The organism is Mesorhizobium sp. M7A.F.Ca.MR.176.00.0.0 (assembly GCF_004023165.1).
GTDB lineage: Bacteria > Pseudomonadota > Alphaproteobacteria > Rhizobiales > Rhizobiaceae > Mesorhizobium.
Genome location: NZ_RZTC01000078.1, coordinates 11,190 through 31,471, shown reverse-complemented (window position 1 = coordinate 31,471; position 20,282 = coordinate 11,190). Strand labels below are relative to the sequence as shown.

The following is a 20,282-nucleotide window of genomic DNA, read 5'->3' as shown; positions in this document are numbered from 1 at the left end:
CCACAAGGGGAGAAGGGGGAGAGCGCTCGGCCTGCCGAGCCGCGACCCGCCTCATGGCAATCACCCGGCGGCGGCGGATTTCGGTGCGCATCGCCATCAGGTGCAGCGCGAAGAACAGCACGGTAAAGCCGAGCGCCATCACCAGCAGCGGCCATAGCAGGCTGGGGTCGATGGTGGAGCCGCCCATGCGGAACACCGAGGCCGGCTGATGCAGCGTGTTCCACCAGTCGACCGAGAACTTGATGATCGGGACGTTGATGAAGCCTACCAGCGTGATGATGGCCGCGGCCCAGGCGGCGCGGCTGGCATCGTCGAGCGCGCGGGTCAGCGCGATGATGCCGAGATACATCAGGAGCAGCACGAACACCGAGGTCAGCCGAGCATCCCAGACCCACCAGGTGCCCCACATCGGCTTGCCCCAGATCGAACCGGTGATCAGCGCCAGCGCGGTGAAGACGGCGCCGATGGGTGCGGCTGATTTCAGCGCGACATCGGCCAACGGATGCCGCCAGACGAGCGTGCCGAGCGCCGAGACCGCCATCAGCGTGTAGCACATCATGGCGAGCCAGGCGAAAGGCACGTGGATATACATGATGCGGACGGTGATGCCCTGCTGGAAATCCTCAGGCGCGGCGAAGCTCATATAGAGCCCCACGGCGAGGATCAGTGTGGCGATCGTGGCCAGCCATGGCACGACCTTGTCCGCCAGCCCGACGAAGCGCGTCGGGTTGGCGAGGTCCATCCAGCCGGTCAGGCGTGAAGTCGTATCGCTCATGCGGTTCTACATAAACCGCCGCGGCGTTCGGGGCAATCGAGCGGTGGTGTCGCAGACGCAATTGGGGCGGCCGTGCCTGTACTCTCACCCGGACCTACGGTCCACCTCCCCACAAGGGGGAGGTAAAAGGAAGAGGCTCAGGCAGCCGCTTCCTGCTGTTGCTGCACGGTGCGGCTGAGGCGGCGAACCTCCTCGTCGTTGAGCAGGCCGCCGGCGCGCAGCAGGCTGGCGAAGCGGCCATTGCGCAGCGACAGCTCGGTGAAGCCGCCCATCTCGACCACCCTGCCCTTGTCCATGAACACGACCAGATCGGCGTCGCGAACGGTGGTCAGGCGGTGGGCGATGATGAAGGTCGTGCGGTCGCGGCGCAGCTCGTCGATCGCTTCCTTGACGCGGTCCTCGGTCTCGACGTCGAGCGCGCTGGTCGCCTCGTCGAGCACCAGGATCGGTGCGTCCTTCAGCACGGCGCGGGCAATGGCGATGCGCTGACGCTCGCCGCCCGAGAGCTGACCGCCACGTTCGCCAACCACCGTGTCGTAGCCATTGCTCTTGGACAGGATGAAGTCCTGTGCGGCAGCCGCATTGGCGGCGGCATGGATCTCGTCATTGCTTGCATCGGCGCGGCCAACACGGATGTTGTCCTCGATCGAGCGGTTGAGCAGCCCGGCATCCTGGAACACGGTGGCAATCGAATGGCGCACCGACTTGCGGGTCACGGTGCGGGTGTCGATGCCGTCGATCAGGATACGGCCATGGGACGGCGAGAAGACACGCTGCAGCAGGTTGATGAGCGTGGTCTTGCCAGCGCCCGTCGGGCCCACGATGGCGACGGTCTGGCCCGCCTGCACCTCGAAGGACACGTCGTCGATGCCTTGGCCGGAATTGGCGAATTCGAAGCCGACATTCTCGAAGCGGACATGGCCGGTGACGTTGGCAAGATCGCGCAGGCCGTCCGGCTCGGCGGCATCAGCCGCGGAGTCCTCGAGATGGTAGAAATCCTCGAGCTTGGCACGGGCCTCGGAAATCTGGTTTGCGAAAGCCGACATCTGGTCGAGGCGAGCGATCAGCATCGTGGCAAAACCGGTGAAGGCAATGACGTCGCCGACACCCAACTGACCACGAGTGACGAGATAGGAGCCGATCGACAACACGATCAGCATCGAGATTGCCGATGACAGACGGTGCAAGGCATTGGCCAGCGCCCACCAGTCGAGAACAGGGTTCTGCGCGTCGAGCAGGTTCTTAACGTAGCGGCGCAGCGTATCGGCCTCGTGGCCGAGGCGATTGTAGCTCTGCAGCACCGCAACGTTGCTGACCGAGTCGGTCACATGCGCGAACACCTTGTGGTAGTGGCGCTCGACCGCGGCCTGGCCCGCCTTGGTGCGGCGCATGACCATCCGGCCGATGCCGACATAGAGCAGCCCGAGGCCAAGCAGCACCAGCGACATGCGCAGGTCCATGCTGATCGCGGTCGGGACCAGCAGTACGAGGGCGACAGCCGTGGACAAATGCTGGCGCATGAATTCGAGCCAAAGGCTGAACAGGGTTTCGACGGCGCGCAGCATCGTATGCAGCGCATTGGAGGTGCCGTGCTGATGGTGCCAGGCGAGCGGCATGGTGATCACACGCTCGAAGGACTCGCAAAGCACTTCGCTGCGCCGCGCGTGGGCAAAGCGGTCAGCGCCGCGCGCCACCATGACGAAGGCAACGATGTTGAAGGCTCCGAGACCGGCCCACATGACCAGCGTGGTGAAGACAGAACCACGCTCGGAGATGGCGCCGATGACGCGACCGAACATGATCGGCTCGAGAAGCGCTACGATGGCGAGAGCCACGTTGGCCGAACAAATCAACGCAACGCGTTTCCTGTCCGCCGCCAGATAACCGAGAGCTCGCCAGTAGATTTGCAGAAGGGTCACCCCAGTTACTCCGCCACGCTGTTTATTGTGCACTGCATCATTTTATTCGTACCGGTTGATACGTCGCAAAACAATGGCCGTGTACCCCTTCAGTTCCCCTAGAGCGAACAAAAGATGGCGACGTTCCGAAATCTGCCGTGATCACCTAACGGTTTGAGAAGACAGGTAAAATGTCAGGCATGCGGCGAAATCATGGCAGTTGGCACGTACTGCCACAATTTTAATCAGCAACAATGTCGGGCGGGTGACTAAGGCCGAAATCGCCTTTTGCGAAGTATAGAGCGAAACAAAGCTGCAGTGCGCCCTTCCAGGTGAAGGGAGGCCAAACTCTCACTGCTCGTGGCGCCCCTGTCGGACGCCTCAAGCCTTTGATTTCATGCACTCCTCGGTGGCATGTCCTTCAATCGGCAGGCGGCAACGCCGGGCGGGACGGCCTCTCATCCCGCCGTGGCGGCAAAAGTCGCGCCCAAGATCCCAGGCCCGAGCGCATAGTTTTTGAGCAACATGCATCAGGCCGGGATCCTGATGACCACCTCGGCAACTTCGCCGTCCTTCAGTTCGACTGCCGAACCCTTGGTCTTTGCCCCATTCACCTCCAGCGACACGGCCTTGGCCTTATTGTCGCGGATCACGCGAACCTTGAGTTCCGCCCCCAGCATTTTGAGATTTGCCGAGTACCCATCCCAGTGTCTGGGTAGCTTCGGCTTGAACTGGACACGCTTGCCGCGCCGCTCGATGCCCAGAATGCCTTCGACCGCAGCCCTGTAGAGCCAGCCGGCGGAGCCGGTGTACCAGGTCCAGCCGCCACGGCCGCCCTTGCCGTTGCCGGCATTGTCGTCCCCGGCATAGATATCGGCCGCCACGACATAGGGCTCGACACGATAGTGCTCGGCCGTGGCCTCGTCGGTCGCATGGTTGACGGGGTTCAGCATCGAGAAACAGCGATAGGCCTCGTCGACCTGCCCCATCTCGGCAAGCGCGATGACGAACCATGTGGCGGCGTGGGTGTACTGGCCGCCATTCTCGCGCACGCCGGGCGGATAGCTCTTGATGTAACCCGGGTCCTTCTCCGTCTTCGAGAAGGGCGGCGTGAACAGCTTGACGATCTTCAGCTTGTCGTCGACGAGCAGCTTCGTTGCCTGCTCCATCGCGGTCGTCGACCGTGCCGGGTCGCCCTCTCCCGAAAGCACGCTCCAGGACTGGGCGATCGAGTCGATCTTGCACTCCTGCGAGTTGCGGGACCCCAAAGGGGTGCCGTCGTCGAAACTGCCGCGCCGGTACCATTCGCCGTCCCATGCGGTGCTCTCAAGCGCCCGCTTCAGAACATCGGCATGCTTTGCCCAGGCCTGTGCTCGCTTAGCGTCGCCCTCGGCCTTGGCGACGGGGGCGAAATCACCCAGCGTCTTCAGCAGGAACCAGCCGAGCCAGACGCTCTCGCCCTTGCCGTGCTCGCCAACGCGGTTCATGCCGTCGTTCCAGTCGCCGCCGAGGATCAGCGGCAGGCCCGCGGGGCTGCTGCGCTTGATGGCGAGATCGAGCGCACGCGCGCAGTGGTCGTAGAGCGACGCCGTCTTCTTCGAGATTTCCGGGGTGAAGAAGGCATCGTGTTCGCCATCGCCCAGCGGCTGTCCATCGATGAACGCCAATTGCTCCTTGAGGATGGTGGCATCGCCGGTGACCAGCAAATAGCGCGCCGTGGCGTGGGCAAGCCAGACCACGTCATCGGAGATCAGCGTGCGTACGCCAGCACCCGTGCGCGGCAGCCACCAGTGCTGCACGTCGCCTTCGGGGAACTGCCGCCGCGCCGCGTTGAGGATCTGGTCGCGCGCCAGTTGCGGGTCATGCGCCAGCAGCGCCAGCGTATCCTGCAACTGGTCGCGGAAGCCGAAGGCACCGCTTGCCTGATAGAAGGCGGAGCGGGCACGAATGCGGCAGGCCAGGCTCTGATAGGGCAGCCAGTGATTGACCATGGCGTCGAGCGCCTTGTCAGGCGTCTCGACCTGGATGGTGTCGAGGAAGCCGCGCCATTCGCGCTCATTGTCGGCCAGCCGCTGGTCGAAGTCCTTGACCCGGTGCTCTTGCACCAGCGCGCTCGCCTCCTCGGCGGACTCGGCGTCGCCGAGCAGCCAGAGCAGCGTCACGTCACCGCCAGCCGGAATCTCGACGTCGCGGGCGATAGCCGCGCACGGATCGTCGCCGGCTTCGACACGGCCAGACAGCGCTGCACCACTCAGCACCGCCTGCGGCAGCTCGCTGGAGCCATGCCGGCCCAGGAACTCCGACCGGTCTGTCGTCACCGAATGGACGCCGCCGTCGGCCGCGAGGAAAGCAACGCGCTCGCCGAAATCCAGCCCGTAGGGGTTTTGTGCCAGCAGCGCCCCGCTGGCGGCATCCCGGGACGGGACGATGGTTGCCGCAGTGCGCGACCGATGCCCGCCGAGCACCCATTCGGCATAGGCATAGACACGCAGCCGTGCCGGCACCGAGCCGGAATTCTGGATGCGCAGCCGCGAAATCTTCAGCGGATCGACCGGATCGACGACGTGGGTAAGGTCCATCGACAATGGTCCGCGCTTCGAGCGGAAGGTCGAGAAACCCTGGCCGTGCCAGGCCTCGTAGGTCATCGTGGGATCGCGCACCACGGCGGCGAGCGGCGAGAACGCCTTGCCGCTGGCCTGATCGTAGATATAGAGGCCCTCGCCCGGCCGGTTCGAGACCGGATCATTCGACCACGGCGTCAACTGGTAGTCGCGGCTGTTTCGGCTCCAGGTGAAGGCAGCGCCCTCGGCGGAGGTATGGAAGCCGAACGAGGCGTTGGAGACGACGTTGATCCAAGGCTGCGGCGTCGTGCGCCGGCCGGCCAGGCGCACGACATAGTGCCGCCCGTCGCCATCGAAACCGCCAAAGCCGTTCCACTGGCTGAGCCCGCTGCCATCGGCGCTGACATTGGCCACTGCCTGCGAGGCAGAGGTATGCGTCGTGGGTGTCGGCGATGGCAGTTCACGCAGAACCGGCAATGCTGCCGGCAGCAGGGCGTCCCGCGCCTGCAAGGCGGCCGCCTCGGCGCGCTCGATCTGGTCGAAGATGGTGCCGTTGCGCGTGTGCAGGACCACCCGGGCGACAGCGAGCAGCGTCTTGTAGGTGGTCTCGTCCATGAGGTCGCGGCGCACCGCGAAAATGTGCTGGCGAGGTCCGAGCTCCTTGCCGCGCAGACGGCTGTTTTCGCACAGCGTCTCGACCGCCCGCTGCAGGTCCTGGACATAGGAGGACGCCTGCTCGTTGACGACGACGAAGTCGATCATCATGCCGCGGGTGCGCATATATTCCTGGAAACGCAGCGCCTGGGCAACGATTTCGAGATCCGCGACGTCGCCGATCCTGACCAGGAAGATCGGGAAATCGCCGGAAATGCTTGTCGGCCACAGGCTCGACTGCTTGCCCAGCCCCGAGGCGATGGATTCAGCGGGAAGACGCAGGAACGGATCCGGATAGATCAGATAGCGCGCCAGCTTCTGCACATTGGCGGCATCGGTCAGGCTGAGGCCCATATGGCGGGTCTGCACCTGGCTGCGCGTCCAGGCAAGCATGGCCTGGCGGGCAAAGCTCTCCGGATGGTCGAGGCGGGCGATGGCTTCGTCCAACTCGGTGCGGCCAGCGCCGACGACGGTCCAGAAGGTCAGCGATATCTTCTTGTTGGCCGGCACGCGCACCTGGCGACGCAGCGAGGCGACGGGATCGAGCGTAAAGCCTGAATGGCCGCCCAGCCTGGCGCCCGGGTCGAAAGCGGCTGCGTCGACGATGGTACGGCCACGGCCGATGAAGGCGCGCCTGTCGGTCTCGGCCTCGGCATCGCGCGCCGATCCGGACGGATCGGTGACGAAATGCACCATGGCGATATCGGGCTCGCTGGTCTCGCGCTTGCGCCGCGTGGCGAAGATCGCCGCGTTGTTGGCAGAGATTTCGGTTTCCACGAACATCTTCGAGAAGGCCGGATGCGCGTTGTCGGACGCCTCCAGGCCGAGCACCAGTTCGGCAAAGGAGGTCACTTCGATGTGACGGTCGGACGGACCGTCATTGTAGAGCGTGACCCGACGGCCCTCGCCATTGCCTTCCGAGATGACGATGCATTCGACCTCGGAGCGTAGCGTGCCCACCGATTTGACGAAGCTCGCCTTGTCGTCGGAGAATAAGGTCTGCGCCTTTTCCTCGACGGCGCGCTTCGGTTCGGCTGTAGCCGACCACCAGTCGCCGGAACCGGCATCACGCAGGAAGATATAGGAGCCGAGCCGGTCCTCGGTCGGATCCGGCTGCCAGCGGGTGACGGAGAGATCGCCCCAGCGGCTGTAGCCCGAGCCGGTCGCGGTGACCATCACCGAATAGCGGCCGTTCGACATGACGTTGGTCGACCGCAGAGACTGCAGCGGATTGAGCACGATGCGGGTGTCGGGGCTGTCGACTTCGGTCTCGTCCTTGGAGCGTTCGTCGGCCTCGGTCCTGACGGTGGCGGTCGGGATGTCGCGCGGCGCCCTCTCCTGCAGCAAAAGTTCGGCCGATTCGATGACCGGATCGCTGTGGAAGCGGTCGCGCATGCGACCTTCGAAGATGGCGTCGGCAACCGCCGCGATCGACATGCCCGAATGGTGGGCCATGTAGTTCTGGACGACGACATGATCCGTGCCTTCCGGCACGCGCTGTGGCGTGAAGTCGACGGCATCGTAGTAGCCGTGGCGGCCAAGCGCCCCGATCTCCCGCAAACGGGCGAGATTCAGCACGGCTTCACGCGGATTGAACTGGGCCGCCAGTATGGTGGCGTAAGGCGCGATCACCGTGTTCTGGCCAAGGCCGCGCTTCAGCCCGAGGCCTGGAACGCCGAAATTTGTGTATTGGTAGGTCAGCTCTCGGTCGCGCGCATTGTAGGCGGCCTCCGAAATGCCCCACGGCACGTTCTTCTGGCGGCCATACTGGATCTGGCGCTTGATGATCAGCTTGCTGGTCTGGTTGAGGATCGAGCCCTGCGGCTCCTTCATCACCAGCGGCGGCATCAGATATTCGAACATCGAGCCGGACCAGGACATCAAGGCGCCCTGGAAACCGATTTCGACGATCGGCCGGCCAAGCCGGAACCAGTGCTCGGTCGGCAGGTCGCCCTTGGCGATGGCGAACAGGCTGGTCAGCCGCGCTTCGGAAGCCAGAAGGTCGTAGCAGCTCTCGTCGAGCTGGTGTTCCTCGACCCGGTAGCCGATCGACAACAGCTTGCGCTCCGGCCGCATCAGGAAGGAGAAATCCATCTCGAAGGCGTAACGGCGCGTGCGCTCGCGCAAGGTGAGCAGCTTGGCACGCAGCGCCTCGACGGCATTGTCGTCGCTGTGCGCGTCATGGACGTGCGCTTCGCAGGTGGCTTCCAGCCTTGCGGCCCAGTCGACGATGACGTCGCTCTGGGGCGACACCGCCTCGGTATGGATGGCGGTGGCCAATTTGCGGATCTCGCCGGCCAGCACAGCCAGGTTGATGGTGCGGATCGACGCCATTTCGGGCTGCGCCTTGATCGTGTCGACAGCGCGCCGCATGCCGTCGAGGCGGTCGGCGAGACGCTGGCGCAGCGGGCGCAACTGACGGCGGTCGTCGGGCAGATCATCGAGGCTTTCGCTGAGGATGGTGACCGTGTCGAGGATGCCTTCGAAATCACCCTGGAGATGGACGGAAGGCGCTTCGGCCCATTCGGCGCAGGCCGCCGCCACCGCCACCAGATGGCCAGCGAGATTGCCGCTGTCGACAGCCGAGATGTAAAGCGGATAGAGCGGCTTCAGTGTCGTCGTGTCGTACCAGTTGAAGAGGTGACCGCGCTCACGCGGCATGCCCTCGATCGTCGCCATGGTGGCGTCGATGCGGGTGATGGCGTCGGACAGGCTGATCCAGCCGAAGTCGCGGGCGGAAACGACGGACAACAGGTAGACGCCGATGTTGGTCGGCGAGGTGCGTGGCGCCACCACCGGCGCCGGGCTTTCCTGAAAATTGTCCGGCGGCAGATGGTGATGCTCTGCCGTCACGAAGCTTTCGAAATAGTGCCACGTGCGCCGCGCCACCGTGCGCAACGTATGGATGTCGGCCTGCGATATGCGCAGCCGATCCTCGGTTTCAGCCGAACGGCTGATCCAGCTGGCGATGGCCGGCGAGCCAATCCAGAACAGGGCGAAGAAGAAGGCGACGAAGGCGCCGGTCGAATCGGCCAACACCGGAATGGCAAGACCGACGAAGCCGATGATCACGGCGCCATACATCATGCCGTAATACGACCCGACATCGTTGTCGCCCGCCTTGTGCGCCTGCGAGGCGGTGCGCCATTCCAAAAGGTTCTGGCGGCTGACGAACAGCCGGTAGAGCGTACGCACGATGGCATCGCCCATCATCCAGGCATTGTGCGCCATCAGCACGATCTTCAGCGCCACCATGGCGGTGCCGAAGGCGACGTCGCGCGCCAGGGCCGAGAAATGACCGCGTGGCGTCTGGTCGCCGCTCTTGGGCAGGATGGCGTTGACGATGTCGAATGTCGGCGCCATGAACAGGCTGAGGATCAGCAGGGCCTGCCATTGCGCAGCCTGCGTGAAGGGCAGCAGCGTCCAGCCGGCGATCGCCGCCATCACCCAGAAGATCGGCGTCAGCGAGCGGCGCAGATTGTCGATCATCTTCCAGCGCGACAGCGCCGGCACGCCGGAGCGCGGATCGAGCATGAAGCCGAGCAACTGCCAGTCGCCGCGCGCCCAGCGATGGTGGCGCGAGGCGTCGACCGAGTAGCGGGTCGGATAGTCCTCAACCAGTTCGACGTCGGTGACCAGCGCCGCGCGCGCCAGCGCGCCTTCCAGCAGATCATGGCTGAGGATGGTGTTTTCCTCGATGCGGCCCTGCAGGGCGGCCTCGAAGGCGTCGACGTGATAGAGGCCCTTGCCGGTGAAGGACCCGTCGCCGAAGACGTCCTGGTAGAGATCGGACACGGCAAAGACATAAGGGTCGAGGCCGCGATTGGCCGAAAACACCCGCTGGAAGAACGACGCATCGTCGCCTGATGTCAGCGACGCGGTGATGCGCGGCTGCAGGATCGCGTAGCCGGCCGTGACGACGCGCTTGCTGGCATCGAAATGCGGCCGGTTGAGCGGGTGGCAGAGCTTGCCTACGAGGGTGGCGACCGCGTCACGGGTGGTGCGCGTGTCGGCATCGAGCGTCATCACATGGACGACGTTCTCCGGCAGCGGCACGTCGAGCGGCAGGAACGTGGTGTCGCTGTCGCCGCGCAGCAGAAGGTCGAGCTCGTGCAGCTTGCCGCGCTTGCGCTCCCAGCCCATCCAGGCCCCTTGCGCCGCATTGAAGAGCCGGCGCCGGTGCAGGATGTAGAAACGCGGCGCGCCTTCGGAGGGATAGCGGGCGTTGAGACGGGCGATTTCGGTACGGGCGAATTCGAGAATTTCGGTGTCCGCCGCATCGATCTCGGTCTTCGAGTCTGGCCAGTCCGACAGCAGCGCGAAATGGATTTCATCGGCAGTGTTGGCGAGATGATGCACCTCGATATTGCGGATGTTTTCCTCGACATCGTCGCGCGAGCCGATCAGCGACGGCACCACCACCAGCGTGCGAGCCTCGGGCGGAACGCCGTGTCGGTAATCGTAGCCGACGAGACGCGTCGGTTTCAGGAACAGCGATACGACCGTGTTGAAGAAGGCGAGCGCGCCCTCGCTGGCCGGCACGGCAAAAAGCGCCAACATCAGGACGATCGAGGGCACCGACAGGCCGAGATTGGCAAGCGCGTTGCCGGAGAGGACGAGAAGCAGGGCCGTCAGCGCAAACACCGGTACGACGATGCCGAGCCACCCGGTCTTGCGGAAGGCACGCTTGACTGTCTGGCTGATGGTGGGTCGATAGCCGATCGCCTTCTCCAGCTCGAGCCGGCGTGGGCCGACGAGAAAGAAGCCGACATCGGTGTGGGCGGACCCGGTTAAAACGGCGTCGCCGTCGCCATCGCTGGCGGCGTGGCCGGCCAACTCGATAGCCTTTTCGGTGACGCGATATTCCGAAAGGTTCGAGCGGCGCGCCAATTCCTCGATCGCGGTCCGGTACTGATCGCGCGAGAAGAAGTCGAGCGCGGCGAAATCGGTGCGCTCGCGCAGCACGGTGTCGATGCGGCTGACGCCTTCGAACCACACCGTCCAGTCGACGTCGTTGATGAGGCGCAGGCCGCGGATGATGTTGCCCGTCGTCACATTGCCGCTGGACAGCGTGTGATGTTCGGAAATGATGATTTCCTCGGCATCGGAGCCGGTCTTTTCGAGCTCGCCTTCCAGCCATTCCAGAGCCTTGCCGGCATTCTGCGATCCATCGCGCAAGCGGTAGAGCAGTTGGGTGGCGAAGGTGGTGTCCTGCGCATGCGCGCTGAAATTGGACAGGATCGACTGCCGGTCGGCGCTGTCGTCGGTCGCCAGGACCTTGTCGGCCACATCGTTGGCGATCTGGCGCATCTGGCGGGTGCGATTGACCCTGACGGCCAGCCGGCGGAGATTTTCGATCAGGACGAAGCGCAACAGCGAAGGCAGCGCCCAGAGTTCGCCGATCTTCAGCGGCTCGACCGACTGAAAACCCTGAACGATGGACTTGAACATCGTCGCCGAAACGGAACTGTCTGAATGCGCCACATAGGTCCAGGCCAGCGCCAGCGCGCGCGGCACGCTGCCGTTGTCAGGCAGTTTCAGCGTCGGCAACTGACGATAGAAGCGGCGCGGCAGGTCGCGCTTGACCTGGAAAATGGTCTCTTCGACCAGGTAATTGTTGTCGAGCAGCCATTGTGCCGCCGGCGTGATCGTCTCGCCCCTCGCCTGCGCCGCATTGGTCGACCGGTAGACTTCCAAAATCTTCTTGGCGCTGTCGCGGACACGCGCCTGAAAATCGAAGGGCGTCAGGCCGAACAGATCGGTGAGGTCGCCTTTTGCCAGGCTTTCGCCAAGCAGCCGAAGGCGCTCTTCGGGCAGGTAGTTGGAGCGAATCGGCTCTTCCGTGATGGCCGGGAAGCTCGCGCTTGTCTTCTCGATTTGGGCAGGAGTCGTCTGAATATTCATTGAAAATTCCGTAAGCGGGCACTGAGCGGCGTCACCGCCACGGCAATGGCCCTAAAACCGGTTCAAATGCAATTGGGTGCATAAACCCCACTTGCCGAAAGTTTGTTTCCGCACCACGACAGGGCGACGTCTCTCAGCAAAACTCAAAGACAAGCACCCCACTTCCCGCCAGGCCAGATCGGCGGAGAGGATTCAGGCTTTTTCGTGATGCCGCCAGCAGCTTACGCTATATTTCGCCGGTGCCGCGATCATGTTTGGAAACAAGCGTTAATCGTTGCCGGCGACAGACCCGATCCGGATCACGAACAGCGTTGCCTCGTGGGCGGGTTGGACGAGCAGGCCGGTGCTGACCGGACCGGATAGCAACGTGTCGAGCGGACCGAGGCGGACCGGTTCAGCGGCGGGCACGCTGACGTCGCCGTTCAAGCACAGGATGAGCGTTGTGCCGGCTTCAGTCCGGATTTCCGCGGGGGCCGAAATCACCAGGCGTTCGACCGAATGCGTCGTCCGACTTCGGCGGGTCATGACATTGAGATCGGTGATCGGTCCGCCGATCAGCGCGGCCGAGGTCTGCACGTCGGCAGGGAAAGAAAACAGGGCAGTCGTCCTGTTTATGGATGTCGGCGGGTGGCCGGCAATATCGAGGACGATGCCCTCGCCTTCGAGCACGGCAAGGGTGCGATCGATCCCGGCAAATTGCGAGAAAGGACCGCTCGATTCGACGCGCGCCATCGACACGCGCCAGTCGAAATCGTCGAGCCCGGCACCGGTGGGCGAGACGGCGATTTCCGTCGTCACGCCGCCGCCGTTCTTCCACGGCATCGACCGGTATTCGGCTGCCCGCAGGATGCGCATGCCTAGCCCTCCGCTATGGCTACGGGCGTTCGAAACTCGAAAAGCCGATTCCGCGGCTTTTCGCCTGCCTGCGGCCGGACGTTTCTCACCCGAGAATGCCGGGCAGGTTGAGCTGGTGCTCCTTGGCGCATTCGACGGCGATGTCGTAGCCGGCATCGGCGTGGCGCATGACACCGGTCGCCGGATCGTTCCACAACACCCGCTCCAGGCGCCTTGCGGCGTCCCGCGTACCGTCGGCGACGATGACCATGCCGGCGTGCTGCGAGAAACCCATGCCGACGCCGCCGCCATGGTGCAGCGACACCCAGGTTGCGCCGGACGCCGTGTTGAGCAACGCGTTGAGCAGCGGCCAATCGGACACAGCGTCCGAGCCGTCCCTCATGGATTCCGTTTCGCGGTTCGGCGAGGCGACCGAGCCGGAATCGAGGTGATCGCGGCCGATGACGACAGGCGCCTTCAGCTCACCCTTGGCCACCATCTCGTTGAAAGCGAGTCCGAGCCTGTGGCGGTCGCCAAGGCCGACCCAGCAGATGCGCGCCGGCAGGCCCTGGAAGGCGATGCGCTCGCGCGCCATGTCGAGCCAATTGTGGAGATGGGTGTTGCCGGGCGTCAGTTCGCGCACCTTGGCGTCGGTCTTGTATATATCTTCCGGATCGCCCGACAGTGCCGCCCAGCGGAAAGGACCGATGCCGCGGCAGAACAGCGGACGGATATAGGCCGGCACGAAGCCGGGGAAGGCAAAGGCGTTCTCGAACCCCTCCTCCTTGGCCACCTGGCGGATGTTGTTGCCGTAGTCGAGCGTCGGCACGCCGGCGTTCCAGAACGCCACCATCGCCTCGACATGTTCGCGCATGGAGGCGCGGGCTGCCTTCTCGACTTCCTTGGGGTCGCTGACGCGCTTCTCGCGCCACTCGGCCATCGTCCAGCCCTTCGGCAGGTAGCCGTTGATGGGATCATGCGCCGAGGTCTGGTCGGTGACCATATCGGGGCGAATGCCACGCCGGAACATTTCCGGGACGATCTCGGCCGTATTGCCAAGCAGGCCGACCGATTTCGCCTCGCCGGCCTTGGTCCAGCGTTCGATCTTTTCCAGCGCCTCGTCGAGCGTGTCGGCGCGCTCGTCGACGTAGCGGGTGCGCAGGCGGAAATCGATCGAGTCCGGATTGCATTCGATGGCGAGACAACAGGCGCCGGCCATGACGGCGGCGAGCGGCTGGGCGCCACCCATGCCGCCGAGACCGCCGGTCAGTATCCATTTTCCCTTGAGATTGCCGCCATAGTGCTGGCGGCCGGCCTCGACGAAGGTCTCGTAGGTGCCTTGCACGATGCCTTGCGTGCCGATGTAGATCCACGAGCCGGCCGTCATCTGGCCGTACATCATCAGGCCCTTCTTATCGAGCTCGTTGAACTTTTCCCAATTCGCCCAGTGCGGCACCAAATTGGAGTTGGCGATCAGCACGCGCGGGGCGTCCGGGTGGGTCCGGAACACGCCAACCGGCTTGCCGGACTGGACCAGCAAAGTCTCGTCATCGGCCAGCGTCCTCAAGGAGGCGACGATGCGGTCGAAGTCGTTCCAGGTGCGCGCCGCCCGGCCGATGCCGCCATAGACGACCAGCTCGTTGGGATTTTCTGCAACATCCGGGTCGAGATTGTTCATCAGCATGCGCAGCGGCGCTTCCGTCAGCCAGGAGCGCGCGCTGATTTCGGTGCCGCGCGGGCTGCGGACTTCGCGGATGTTGTGGCGAGGATTGTTCATGGCGTCACTCCATAAAGGACCTGATGTCAGACGCGCGCCCAGGATGTCGCGGTCTCGAGGATTTTCCGCAGCGTGGCGCGGATCGGTGCTGCGAACTCGGCGTCATAGGGCACCGGCCAATTGTCCGGCGTACCCTTGCCATCTGGCTCGCGCATATAGCCGCGGTTGGAGAGTTCCATCTGCAGCGCATGCACGCCTTGTTGCGGCTGGCCGAAATGGCGTGTGATCCAGCCGCCCTTGAAGCGGCCGTTGATGACAAAGGTTTCACCGGTTTCGGCCATGATCTGGCCGACCATCGCCTGCAGCGTCGGATCGGCGCTCCTGCCGTCATTGGTGCCGAGGTTGAAAACCGGCAGCGTGCCTTCAAACAGGCGCGGCAGCACTGAACGGATCGAGTGGCAGTCATAGAGGACGATCTTTTCGTGCAGGCCACGCAACCGGTCGATCTCGACCTGCAAGGCGGCATGGTAGGGCACGAAGAATTTCTCGCGACGCTCGTCGATCTCCGACGGCCCCGGTTCTTCGCCCTCGCGATAGAGCGGATCGCCATCGAAAGTCTCGGTCGGGCAAAGGCCGGTCGTCGCCTGGCCGGGGTAAAGCGAGGCGCCGGAGGGATCGCGGTTGACGTCGATGACGGTGCGCGAGATCGCGGTGTGCACCACCGTCGCCCCGAGGCCGGCAGCAAAGTCATAGAGATTATCGATCCACCAATCGCAGTCGCGGCGGCCGAGCCAGGGCGAGACCAGCCGATTCTCAAGGCCGGCGAGGTCGATGCCGGTGTGCGGGATCGACACCAGCAACGGCGCTGTGCCGGGCGTGACCGTCAGCCAGGGCGCGCTTGCCATCACATCGCTCCGGAAACCGACGGCAGAGCCACGCCGCCGGCGGCCTCGATGGCCGCACCGCTGCGCACCATGGCGATGGCTTTTTCCATATCGGGGTGGAAATGGCGGTCATTGTCGAGATGCGGCACTTCGGCCCGGACCAGCTTGCGCACTGCCTCCAGGGCGTCGCTCGAGGCCAGCGGCGCATGGAAATCGCAGCCTTGGGCCGCGGCCAGCAATTCGATGCCGATCACGGCGGTGGCGTTCTCGACCATCCCGATCAGCCGGCGCGCACCGTGCGCGGCCATCGAAACATGGTCTTCCTGGTTTGCCGAGGTGGGGATCGAATCGACGCTGGCCGGATAGGCTTTCTGCTTGTTCTCCGAAACGAGCGCCGCCGCCGTCACCTGCGGGATCATGAAGCCGGAGTTCAGGCCGGGCTTCGGCGTCAGGAAGGCCGGCATGCCGGACAGCGCCGGATCGACAAGCATGGCGATGCGGCGTTCCGACAGCGAACCGATTTCGCAGATGGCGAGCGCGATCATGTCGGCGGCGAAGGCCACCGGCTCGGCGTGGAAATTGCCGCCGGAAAGCGCGGTGTCATCCTCGGCGAAGATCAGCGGATTGTCGGTGACGCCATTGGCTTCGGTGCCCAGCGTGTCGGCCGCCTGGCGCAGCACGGTGAGTGCAGCGCCCATCACCTGCGGCTGGCAGCGCAGGCAATACGGATCCTGCACGCGTTCGTCGCCAACCCGATGCGATTCACGGATGGCGCTGCCGGCCATCAGATTGCGCAGGGCGTCGGCCGTCTCGATCTGGCCGGGATGCTTTCTCAGCACATGGATGCGCGGATCGAAGGGGGCGTCGGACCCTTTTGCCGCGTCGGTCGACAGGGCACCGGCGACCAGCGCCGATTGGTAGAGCACTTCGGCCTCGAACAAGGCGGCCAGCGCATAGGCGGTCGAAAACTGGGTGCCGTTGAGCAGCGCCAGGCCCTCCTTGGCGCCCAGCGTCACCGGTTCCAATCCATGCGAGACGAAGGCGACCTTGGCCGGGAAACGGCCATGCGGGGTGAAGCATTCGCCGACGCCGATCATCACCGCCGTCATGTGCGACAGCGGGGCGAGGTCGCCGGAGGCGCCGACGGAACCTTGCGCCGGCACCACCGGGATGACGTCGTTGGCCAGCATTGCTTCCAGCAATTCGATGGTTTGCGGCCGCACGCCCGACGCGCCCTGCGCCAGGCTGGCGAGCTTCAGCGCCATCATCAGCCTGCAGACAGCAACCGGCATCGGCTCGCCAACGCCGGCGGCGTGCGACAGGACGATGTTGCGCTGCAAGGTCTCGAGATCCTCGGCCGGGATGCGGACGCTGGCCAGTTTGCCGAAGCCGGTGTTGATGCCATAGACCGGCTCGCCCTTGGCAACGATCCTGGCGACAGCCTCGGCGCTCGCCTTGATCTTTGGCCGGCAGGCATTGTCCAGCTTGGGCACGGCGCCACGATAGATGGCGCGCCAGTCGGCCAGCGTCGCATTGCCGGGCTTCAGGGTCAGTTCGGTCATTGTCCTCTCCAGATGCGGGCATGCAGTGGGTTGAAGCCCATGCGATAGACGAGTTCGGCGGGGCGCTCGATGTCCCAGATCGCCAGGTCGGCGGATTTTCCGGCTTCCAGCGTGCCGGTTTCACCCAGCAAACCAAGCGCGCGGGCGGCCTCGCGGGTGACGCCGGCGAGGCATTCATCGACCGTCAGGCCGAACAGGGTCGCGGCCATGTTCATGGTCAGAAGCAGCGAGGTCAGCGGCGAAGTGCCGGGATTGTTGTCGGTGGCGACAGCCATCTTGACGCCGTGCTGGCGAAACAGGCCGATCGGCGGCTTCTTGGTTTCGCGAATGAAATAGTAGGCGCCGGGCAAGATCGTCGCCACGGTTCCGGCCTTGGCCATCGCCGCTGCACCGGCATCATCGGTGTATTCGAGATGGTCGGCCGACAGCGCACCGTAACGGGCGGCGAGTTCGGCGCCATGCAGGTTGGACAGCTGGTCGGCATGGAGCTTGACCGGCAGGCCTGCTGCTTTGGCCGCATCGAAGACGCGCGCCATCTGTTCCGGCGAAAAGGCGATGCCTTCGCAGAAACCGTCGACGGCATCGGCCAGCCCCTCGGCGGCAACCGATGGAAGAATCTTATTGGCGACCAGATCGATAAAGTAGTCCTTGTCGCCCTTGGCTTCCGGCGGCAGCGCGTGAGCGCCGAGGAAGGTCGTGCGGATCGTCACCGGCCGCTGGTTGCCCAACTGCCGTGCGGCACGCAGCGACTTCTTCTCGTTTTCGAGGTCGAGGCCATAGCCGGACTTGATCTCGACGGTGGTCACGCCTTCGGCGATCAGCGCATCGAGGCGCGGCAGCGATTGAGTGACCAGTTCATCTTCGCTGGCGGCGCGCAAGGATTTGACCGACGAAACAATGCCGCCGCCGGCCCGGGCGACCTCTTCATAGGTGGCGCCGGCCAGCCGCATCTCGAATTCGTTGGCGCGGTTGCCGGCATGGACCAGATGGGTGTGGCAGTCGATCAGGCCAGGCGTGATCCAGCGGCCCTCGCAATCGACCGTCTCGGCGCCCTGGGCAAGTGTTGGGGGCAGCTCCGACTCGAGGCCGGCATAGACAATGCGGCCGTCACGCGCAGCGACCGCGCCATGTTCGACAACCCCTAGTCGGGCCGACCCTTCGGCCATGGTCGCGAGCCGCGCATTGCGCCACAGACGAAGATCCCCTGCCCGGCTTTTGTTCTGTCCAGCCATCATCTTTTCCGTTTCAATCGATGACGATTATGTATATACATATTGAAACGCACTGCAAGTGCCATCATCGCATGAGAGACAGAGAACCGGAGAGAAAAGTGGCAGCGATCTTTGCGGAACAGGCGCTCCTTCCCGATGGCTGGCGCGATAATGTGCGGCTCACCCTGGCCGAGGGACGCATCACGGCCGTTCAGCCTGGCGCCGCAGCGGCAGCCGGCGACGAACGCCACGCGATCCTGTTGCCCGGCATGCCCAATTTGCACAGCCACGCCTTCCAGCGCGGCATGGCCGGCCTTGCCGAACTTCGCGGCCCCTCCGCCGACAGTTTCTGGAGCTGGCGCGAGGTGATGTACCGCTTTGCCCTGTCGATGACGCCCGATCAGGTCGAGGCGGTTGCAGCACAACTCTATGTCGAGATGCTGGAGGCCGGGTTTTCCCGCGTCGGCGAGTTTCACTATCTGCATCACGACCGCGATGGAAAATCCTACGCCAATCTTGCCGAGATGGCCGAGCGCATCGCGGCGGCGGCCGGCGAAACAGGTATCGGCCTGACGCTTTTGCCGGTGTTTTATGCGCACTCGTCTTTCGGCGGCGCCGCGCCAAACCAAGGCCAGCGGCGATTCATCAACGATGTGAATCGGTTCTCGCGGCTTGTTGAGAAATGCCGCGAATCGGTTCGCGCGTTGAATCAGGCTGTCGTCGGCGTCGCTCCGCACAGCCTTCGCGCCGCGACGCCGGAAGAACTGATTGAGGTGACTGCCCTAGCGCCGGATGGGCCTATCCACATCCACATTGCAGAGCAGGTGAAAGAGGTCGAGGATTGCCTTGCCTGGTCGGGCGCGCGGCCGGTCGAATTTCTGCTTGGCCATGCCAAGGTGGACAAGCGCTGGTGCCTAATCCACGCCACGCACATGACCGATGCTGAAACCGTTGCCATGGCCAGGAGCGGCGCCATCGCCGGTCTCTGCCCGATCACCGAAGCCAATCTCGGTGACGGCACTTTTGCCGCGCCACTGTTCAGAGACCATGGCGGCCGCTTTGGCGTCGGCTCCGATTCCAACGTGCTCATCGGCCTGCCCGACGAATTGCGCCAGCTCGAATATTCACAGCGCCTCGCCCACCGCGCCCGCAATGTGCTGGCGGTCGCGGGCGGCTCGACCGGCCGGGCGCTGTTCGATGCCGCGCTGGACGGGGGCAGCGTCGCCCTTGGCGCCGGCATCTCGCAGATCGCCGCCGGCGCATCCGCCGATCTCGTCTCGCTCGATCCCAAAAATGGCAAGAGCGGCGACGCGATCCTGGACGCCTGGATCTTCGCCAATGGCGGCAAGGTCGACTGCGTCTGGGTGCATGGGCTCAAGCAGGTCAGCGGCGGCAGGCATGTGGAGCGAGAGGCTATCGCCGAGCGGTTTCGCAGCGTGATGACGGCGCTTTCGGCATGAGCATGGCCGGCACAGTGGTAGCGGAAGGTGGCGGCTCGCTGCACCAGCGCATCCTGACCGACATTAGCGAGAAGATCACGTCCGGTGCCTGGGCGCCCGGCCATCGCATCCCGTTCGAGCACGAACTGAGCGTGCAATACAATTGCTCGCGCATGACGGTGAACAAGGCGCTGTCACAGCTTGCCAAGGCCGGGCTGATCGAACGACGCCGCCGCTCAGGCAGCTTTGTGCGCCGGCCGCAGTCGCAAGCGGCGGTGCTGGAAATCCACGATATCCGCATCGAGGTCGAAGCGCTCGGCTTGCCTTACCGCTACGAGCGCGTCGCTCGGCACAAAAGGCGCAGCAGCGCCGAGGATCGCGCCCTGCTGGAATTGGGCTTGGCCGGACCGGTTGTGGCGCTGGAATGCGGGCATTTCGCCGGCGAGCGGCCGTTCGCGCATGAACAGCGGCTGATCAACCTCACCGCCGTACCCGAGGCAGCAGACGTGGAATTCGTGGCCATCGCACCAGGACCATGGCTGATCGGCCGCGTGCCGTGGAGCGAAGCCGAGCACCGGATTCGCGCTGTCGCCGCCGACAGACATATAGCGGCCGCACTCGAAATCGAAGCCGGCGCGCCGTGCCTGGTGGTCGAGCGACGGACATGGAGCGCCGAACATCCGGTCACCCATGTGCGCTTTACCTACGCGGCCGAGAGCCACACGCTGGTGGCAAGGTTCAGGCCGCAGGGGTAGTCTTTCTTCACCCTCCCCCTTGTGGGGAGGGTCGGCGAGCCGGCATTGCGAAGCAATGGTGGCGAAACGGGGTGGGGGTGCGGCGCCG

At 64.5% G+C, this 20,282-nt stretch carries 10 protein-coding genes; 2 read left to right on the top strand and 8 right to left on the bottom strand.

The genetic code is table 11. The features are described from left to right. The 8 genes from EOB59_RS23470 to hutI all read right to left on the bottom strand — a co-directional run. Window positions 1-775, bottom strand: a 775-nt coding sequence (locus EOB59_RS23470) for a heme ABC transporter permease (RefSeq protein WP_164895729.1), incomplete at its 3' end; no start/stop codon positions are given. A gap of 137 nt (window positions 776-912) precedes the next feature. Continuing rightward, entirely contained in the window at window positions 913-2,694 is a 1,782-nt protein-coding gene (locus tag EOB59_RS23465) for a glucan ABC transporter ATP-binding protein/ permease (RefSeq protein WP_127267279.1), read from the bottom strand. A gap of 509 nt (window positions 2,695-3,203) precedes the next feature. Beyond that, window positions 3,204-11,792 carry a glucoamylase family protein gene (locus EOB59_RS23460; RefSeq protein ID WP_128289348.1) on the bottom strand — a complete coding sequence of 2,863 codons (8,589 nt, stop codon included), beginning with the start codon at window positions 11,790-11,792 and terminating at the stop codon, window positions 3,204-3,206. Between the two features lie 267 nt (window positions 11,793-12,059). Then, the gene (locus EOB59_RS23455) at window positions 12,060-12,647 is read right to left on the bottom strand and encodes a HutD family protein (RefSeq protein WP_127810733.1); all 588 of its coding nucleotides are present in this window, start codon (window positions 12,645-12,647) and stop codon (window positions 12,060-12,062) included. Window positions 12,648-12,732: 85 nt separating this feature from the next. Continuing rightward, window positions 12,733-14,403, bottom strand: coding sequence for a urocanate hydratase (gene hutU / locus EOB59_RS23450; protein WP_128289347.1), 1,671 nt, complete (start codon window positions 14,401-14,403; stop codon window positions 12,733-12,735). 26 nt (window positions 14,404-14,429) lie between these two features. Continuing rightward, window positions 14,430-15,248, bottom strand: coding sequence for an N-formylglutamate deformylase (gene hutG / locus EOB59_RS23445; protein ID WP_127810735.1), 819 nt, complete (start codon window positions 15,246-15,248; stop codon window positions 14,430-14,432). After that, window positions 15,248-16,789 (bottom strand): histidine ammonia-lyase, encoded by a 1,542-nt coding sequence (hutH, locus tag EOB59_RS23440; RefSeq protein WP_127810736.1) that lies wholly within the window; start codon window positions 16,787-16,789, stop codon window positions 15,248-15,250. Before hutH ends, hutG begins: the two co-directional genes overlap by 1 nt. Beyond that, the gene (hutI, locus tag EOB59_RS23435; protein WP_128289346.1) at window positions 16,786-18,021 is read right to left on the bottom strand and encodes an imidazolonepropionase; all 1,236 of its coding nucleotides are present in this window, start codon (window positions 18,019-18,021) and stop codon (window positions 16,786-16,788) included. The genes hutH and hutI overlap by 4 nt, the downstream gene beginning before the upstream one ends. 98 nt (window positions 18,022-18,119) lie before the next feature. On the opposite strand from hutI, the gene EOB59_RS23430 reads away from it, so the two are divergent. Further along, window positions 18,120-19,460, top strand: coding sequence for a formimidoylglutamate deiminase (locus EOB59_RS23430; RefSeq protein WP_128289345.1), 1,341 nt, complete (start codon window positions 18,120-18,122; stop codon window positions 19,458-19,460). Window positions 19,461-19,462: 2 nt separating this feature from the next. Beyond that, window positions 19,463-20,194 (top strand): histidine utilization repressor, encoded by a 732-nt coding sequence (gene hutC / locus EOB59_RS23425; RefSeq protein WP_164895731.1) that lies wholly within the window; start codon window positions 19,463-19,465, stop codon window positions 20,192-20,194. Window positions 20,195-20,282: the final 88 nt, after the last annotated feature.